A 6,159-nucleotide genomic window follows, 5' to 3' on the forward strand; every position below is an offset into this window, starting at 1 on the left:
TCTTGGTCTGCCCACAGGTTTCCAACCCGATCGGATTCATGGATTGGAGCCGGCATTCCGAGTTGTTTTCGGACGCCTACGACTGGGCGAGCCGATGGATCGAAGAACGTCTGCGCCAGAATGACCCGGGGCTCCGAGCGGTGCTCGGTGGATGTTAGTTGAGCTGATCTCAGAACGTGGCATCAAGGTGACGATTGTTGAGCCGGGTTACTTCCGCACGGACTTCCTCGCAGCCAATTCTCTATCGGTCAACCCGCCCCGGATTGACGATTACACGACAACGGCTGGTGTGAAGCAGCTTCGCGATTTCGAGGCGTTGGCACGACATCGGACCGCGCGGCGGATAGCCCCAGCAAGGTCACCGCCTGCTTGACATGAAGGTCACGGCGCAAGCGGTCAAGGAGATCGGGCCTTCCGGGCGGCTTTCTGTTTTATCATGTGCCGGCCACCGTGGTGTCTGGATGTTACAGTTACGTACTTCACCGATGCCCAACAATCGGAAATGCTTTCGGAAGTCGCCTGCGCCAGTTTGGTGACGCGAGTATTCTTAATGGCATGTTGATAGAACCTGTGCCCCGCTGGGATGAGGACCTAAACGCGGCTGAATTGCACCTTGAAAATAATTCAGCGACGTTTTCGAAACAGCAATGCGCACATCCAATCTTTTTAGTTCCCGTCTCGCGCCTTGCCTGTTCCCGGCGGCCTGCACAAGCAGCAAAAAGGAGGATAGCAGTCATGAATATAAGAAGCGTGAAGTGTTTCGCGCTAGCCGCCGCATTGGCATCCAGCGTCTTCGCAGTTCCAGCGCAAGCTCAAGACAAGAAGCCCAACATCGTTGTCATCATGGGTGACGATGTTGGTTGGTTTAACATCGGCGCCTATCACCGGGGCATAATGTCTGGGAAAACACCAAACCTCGACAAACTTGCGTCTGAGGGCATGATATTCACCGACTATTATGCCGAGGCGAGTTGCACGGCGGGCCGGGCGAGTTTCATCACCGGTGAGATCCCGCTGCGTACAGGCCTGACAACTGTCGGCCAGGCCGGCGCGGACGTGGGTATGCCAGATAAGGCCGCAACCATTGCCGCCGCCCTCAAAACCGAGGGCTACGCCACCGGGCAGTTTGGCAAGAACCATCTCGGCGATTTGAACAAGTTTCTGCCTACCCTGCATGGTTTTGATGAGTTCTTCGGGTACCTCTATCACCTCGATGCGATGTCTGATCCCTATTGGTATTCGTTCCCAAACGATCAGTCGTACCGCGACAAAGTCGGCCCGCGTAATCTGGTGCATAGCTTTGCGACGGACACGGACGATGCGACCGAACAGCCGCGTTGGGGCAAGATTGGCAAGCAGAGGATCGTGGACGAAGGTCCCCTGGCACCGTACCCCGACATGTCCAACGTGCCGAACATGCATGACATCATGCCCAAGGCCAAGTACGACATGGGAACGTTTGATGAAGTGCTGGTCAAAGCTTCGTGCGACTTCATGGATAAGGCCAAGACCGACGGCAAACCGTTTTTTGTCTGGCACAACACGACGCGCATGCACGTCTGGACGTTTTTGTCGCCCAAATACCAGGCCCTCATGAACAGCGATACCAATTATGGTCTCGAAGAAGCCGGCATGGCGCAGTTGGACGACAGCGTCGGCACCATCATGAAATGCGTGGAGGACGCGGGCGAGACCGACAACACCATCGTCGTCTTCACAACCGACAACGGCGCTGAAGTATTTACCTGGCCCGATGGTGGCATGACCCCGTTCAAAGGCACCAAGGGTACCGTGATGGAAGGCGGCTTCCGTGCACCGGCGATCATCCGCTGGCCCGGCAAAGTCAAGCCGGGCACGGTCGAGAACGGCATTTACTCTGCTCTGGATTGGTTCCCCACTCTCTTGGCCGCAGCCGGCAAACCTGACATCACTGACCAGTTGCTCAAAGGCGTAAAGCTGGGTGACAAGACCTATAAGAACCACCTCGATGGCTACAACCAGCTCGACCTGCTGCAGGGCAAAGGGCCGTCCGCACGTCATGAATTTTTCTACTTCGGTGGCCCTCAATTGGGTGCAGTTCGCATCGATGACTTCAAGTACCAGTTCTATCAACAGCCGCAGGGCTGGCCGGGTGCGAAGGTAACAACCGACATGCCCACCATGGTCAATATCCGTCAGGATCCGTTTGAGCGGACACCATCGATTGGCGAGCAAAGCCTCAATGACCAAGGTGGAGGATACATGAATGACTTCTTTGCTCGCGAGTTCTGGAGGTTCGTCAGTGTTCAGCAGGAGGTCGGGAAACTGGCCCTGACGGCGATTGACTACCCGCCGATGCAGGATCCGGCATCCTTCAACCTCGATGCCGTGAAGAGGCAGATCGACGCGGCGATCAAGAACAAGCCAGGCAACTGATCCTCTAACGCGGCGGTCCCGGAGCAAACCGGGGCCGCCGCATCTCCGGTAGCGGATCCGGGAACGCATGCAGTCAATCAACGGAGGCTCGACATGTCTACGACCTGTGGTTACTGGCCAGTAGCGCGGCGTTGGGCGTCGTGGCCGCCCTGCTCTTTGTTGCGCCGGTGCTGCCCCAGACCGACCCTCTGCCGTCCTGGAGCGACACTGCCCCGAAGGCGGCCGTCGTAGGATTCGTCGAGAAGGTGACCAAGGAGGGCTCGCCCGGTTTTGTCCCGGAACCCGAACGCGTAGCCGTATTCGACAATGACGGCACTCTGCAGCCGATCGATCCGCAGATTGCCGAACTCATCAGACAATTGCGGGCGGCAGTCGAGCCAAATGAGAAAACAATAATGCGTGTGCCGCATCCTCGGCTCAGAAATGCATGATGACACTGAGGAGGCACCGAATGGTGTCCCACTTCTGACGAAGTGCTTGCCCGTGGCCGGCACCCGGGATCGTTCAACAATCAATGGTGATGGTCGTGCTCGCTCAGAGAAATTGTTATGTCCTGCAGGAATCGGAATAGAGAACCGACCAGCAAACATAAGGACAAAATAAACAGCATACCTGCGCCTGGCTCATGGCGATAACCCAGGAAGGCAACCACAAACCCAACCAACAAGAGGATGGCGATCCCGATCGCGCTCGTGACCGCAAGTTGCAGGGACTGATTCAACAATCTCTCACGGCGCTTCAACCGGGCGATGTCGGCCTTCAGCCACCTCCGTGTGGTATCCTCATTGGCAATCTGATTGAGGTTCCGGATTCGGTCGGTTACCCCTGCCATCCGGTTGATTAGGATCGACACCAGAGCCGCGATGGCGGCCAACAGAAATGCTGGAGCCACAGCATGAGAGATCATGGTCGAAAGTTGTTCGACGTTGACGGGCATTTTCAAACGTGCCTGCTGCTAGCTAAAGTGAACTTGTCGACATCGAAAATGCCACCGATTGATATTTTCGGCAAACAGGTACCTGGCATCGGCTCACGACGACTGGGCTACGCCAAGCGCAATGGCCTTGTGACATCGCCGTGGCAGGTTTACGCTGCCGGCGCAATCCTTCCGAGCGACGTGCAGGCTTCCTCATCAGATTTCAGGTTGAGAGCTACTGGGCAACGAGAGGAAATATGGAACCAAAGATCATACCTGAAGGCGACCTAGCCTGTCGTGTGGACTTCCGATCCGCCCGCCGTGAGACGGAATATACCGACGCTGAACCGATCCAACGACCATGAATGAGCGCCCCCAAGCAGTTCGCGACGAACCACGATGGGCTCCCGCGCTCGCGATACTGGTCGTGCTCGGTCTGTTGGCAGTGCTGCCCCACCATGTGCAAGTGATGCCGGTGTGGGTTTCCTACGTGGTTGCGCTTGTGGTTATTGTGCCCATGATTGTGGTCACACTGACTGCAAACACTCTGTGGATGCGTATTGAGCGGGCCGTAATCATGCTTCTTGGTGCGGCCTATATCGCCAACACGGCAGCGGAACTGGCGGACATGATCGGCATCATCACACTTCACCCACCCGAAACCCGCGCTGTCTCACTGCTTTCCTCATCGCTTGCGATCTGGGTCACCAATGTTCTGACCTTCTCATTGCTATATTGGCAAGTCGATGGCGGCGGCCCATCCTCTCTGGCGAGCGGGGCAACACCAAAGCCGGATTGGCTCTTTCCACAGGCGGCGGCACCCGAAGTTACATCACCGGATTGGCAGCCATTATTCCTCGACTACCTGTTTCTCGGATACAATACTGCCACAGCATTCAGTCCCACCGATGTCCTGCCGCTCACTAGACGCGCAAAGATGCTGATGATGCTGGAGAGCACGATCTCGCTTCTGACGCTCGTCATCGTCGCGGCCCGCGCAGTCAATGTTCTTCCGTAGCGGTGCGCAAACTCAGCGGAACAACCAAAATCCGGAACAAAATAGACAGCGCGACGTTTATCTCCTGAGATGCCAGGCCGATCTTGGCGCAACATCTGATACATTTCTTACTTCTATAGACACGTGCGAGACCTTGTGTTCCGCAAGGAGGAGAAATTGAAGAAGCTCACCTCAATACTTTCTGCGTTAGCAATGGTTGGGGGGATTATGACAACTGAGAGCGTGCCAGCCTATGCGGCGCCATTTGCTCCCGTGACGATCGAGACCGGAAGCGCCAATTTCCAACAAGTACAGTACAGACGGCATTGGCGCGGTGGCTGGAATGGCGATCACTATTGGCACGGCGACCGGGGTTGGCGCGGCGGACCTTATTGGGGCGGCGACCGGGGTTGGCGCGGCGGACCCTATTGGGGCGGCGACCCATATTGGGGCGGCCGCTACCGGTATGGCGGCTACCGCTATTACCGTCCAGGATATCGCTATTATGACGGCGCCTGGATCCCGCTGGCGGCCTTTGGCACTGGCCTGATTATCGGGAATGCCCTAAGTGGGCCGGTCTACCGAGCGCCAGTCTATAGTGCCGGCGGCTCGCACGTGCGGTGGTGCTACAATCGCTATCGGTCGTACCGGGCCTACGACAATACCTTTCAACCCTATTATGGCCCACGCCGTCAGTGCATTTCGCCCTATTGAGCGGCACGACCATAATACTTTGCCCGAGTTCCTGACCCCGGCTTTTTGTTGAGTTGCAACCGAGCGCCCCTAGACCAAGTCCGGTTGCTTGGTGGCAGATAACTCGTTTCACCTGCGCAGAGCGGGCATGCAATCGCCCATGACACGATGTAGCGAACCGGACGCTCCATTCGTTGATTTTCAGATTTTAGCCGACCACTCTCGTCGACCAAATATGTACCGAATGGTGCGTGCTGATTCTAATGCGGTATCGCTGCTTCTTTTCTTTGTCGCCATTTAGGAGGCAAAGACGTGTTGCCGGGCATAAGCGCCACCCTTCCCCAATATAAATATCTGATTCCTTCGCATCAATGGCAAGCGCGCAAGCGCTGAGACCAACCGCCTTTTCCATCACATCCAGATTTGGCCAATCGTGGGCACGGAATTGAGCGGCCTCTTCTACGGGTGTTATGGTCGGATAGCGGCCGACATCTCTTGTTGCAACTGTGACGGCCGTGAATGGATATTCTCCATATCCAGAAACGCGGACGAACCAATTGCGGGTGTCGGCGGATGAGAATAGTAACCGCCAACAATCGGCGAAGTACAACCCGCCAATTGGCGACTGGTTTTATGGTATTTCCCGACAGATTGGGAGTTTATAGCTGGGTGTTCAACACAATTGTCTACCATCTAGCCCGAAAAATTCATGGGGGGTTGGCGGATGTGGTGCAAGCCGTTGAAATGACGTAGGATTTGGTTGCTAAAGCCGATCCGAATCATTTCCGGAAACCACACCCGCCAACCCCCCTATGAATTTTTCGGGCTAAGTGCTCCCGCCATCGGTCGAGGAGGAGCTATCATGTCACCGCATCTTTTTGACCAACTCACAGCGAAGAAGATTGGCAGATCATGGAGATCGCTCACATAAGGGTGCGAGCGATTGACCAACCGCCAGCTTCTTACGAACACAATGACCGTTTGGCGCGAACAATAATGAAACTCTTCGATCAAGGTACACGCGAGTATCAGATACTTGCAGCGATAGCCGCATATCGTGAAGCAGTCATGGTTCGTCGAACATCGACGCATCGTTGATCAGCGTAAACCCAAGGCGGTCAGTGTGGCGTCTTTGAAA

General features: G+C 55.9%; 4 protein-coding genes and 2 pseudogenes. 5 read left to right on the forward strand and 1 reads right to left on the reverse strand.

Annotated features, from left to right (window positions below; translation table 11 throughout):
* Positions 1-178: 178 nt before the first annotated feature.
* The 3 genes and pseudogenes from AAAC48_RS02515 to AAAC48_RS02525 all read left to right on the forward strand — a co-directional run.
* Positions 179-358: pseudogene (locus AAAC48_RS02515) on the forward strand (hypothetical protein); the annotation flags it as partial.
* Between the two features lie 377 nt (positions 359-735).
* On the forward strand, positions 736-2,415 hold the full coding sequence (locus AAAC48_RS02520) for an arylsulfatase (RefSeq protein ID WP_340652660.1): 1,680 nt from the start codon (positions 736-738) through the stop codon (positions 2,413-2,415).
* A gap of 131 nt (positions 2,416-2,546) precedes the next feature.
* Positions 2,547-2,783 (forward strand): annotated as a pseudogene (locus AAAC48_RS02525) (haloacid dehalogenase-like hydrolase); the annotation flags it as partial.
* A gap of 143 nt (positions 2,784-2,926) precedes the next feature.
* Here the strand turns inward: AAAC48_RS02525 and AAAC48_RS02530 are convergent.
* On the reverse strand, positions 2,927-3,352 hold the full coding sequence (locus AAAC48_RS02530) for a DUF2721 domain-containing protein (protein ID WP_340652663.1): 426 nt from the start codon (positions 3,350-3,352) through the stop codon (positions 2,927-2,929).
* Between the two features lie 340 nt (positions 3,353-3,692).
* Between AAAC48_RS02530 and AAAC48_RS02535 the strand changes: the two genes are divergently transcribed.
* Complete coding sequence (locus AAAC48_RS02535) at positions 3,693-4,349, forward strand: hypothetical protein (RefSeq protein WP_340652661.1); 657 nt, start codon at positions 3,693-3,695, stop codon at positions 4,347-4,349.
* Between the two features lie 207 nt (positions 4,350-4,556).
* A complete protein-coding gene (locus AAAC48_RS02540; RefSeq protein WP_340652662.1) occupies positions 4,557-5,042 on the forward strand; it encodes a BA14K family protein in 486 nt (161 codons plus the stop codon).
* Positions 5,043-6,159 lie beyond the last annotated feature (1,117 nt).

The sequence above is a fragment of the Phyllobacterium sp. genome, assembly GCF_037994405.1.
GTDB lineage: Bacteria > Pseudomonadota > Alphaproteobacteria > Rhizobiales > Rhizobiaceae > Phyllobacterium.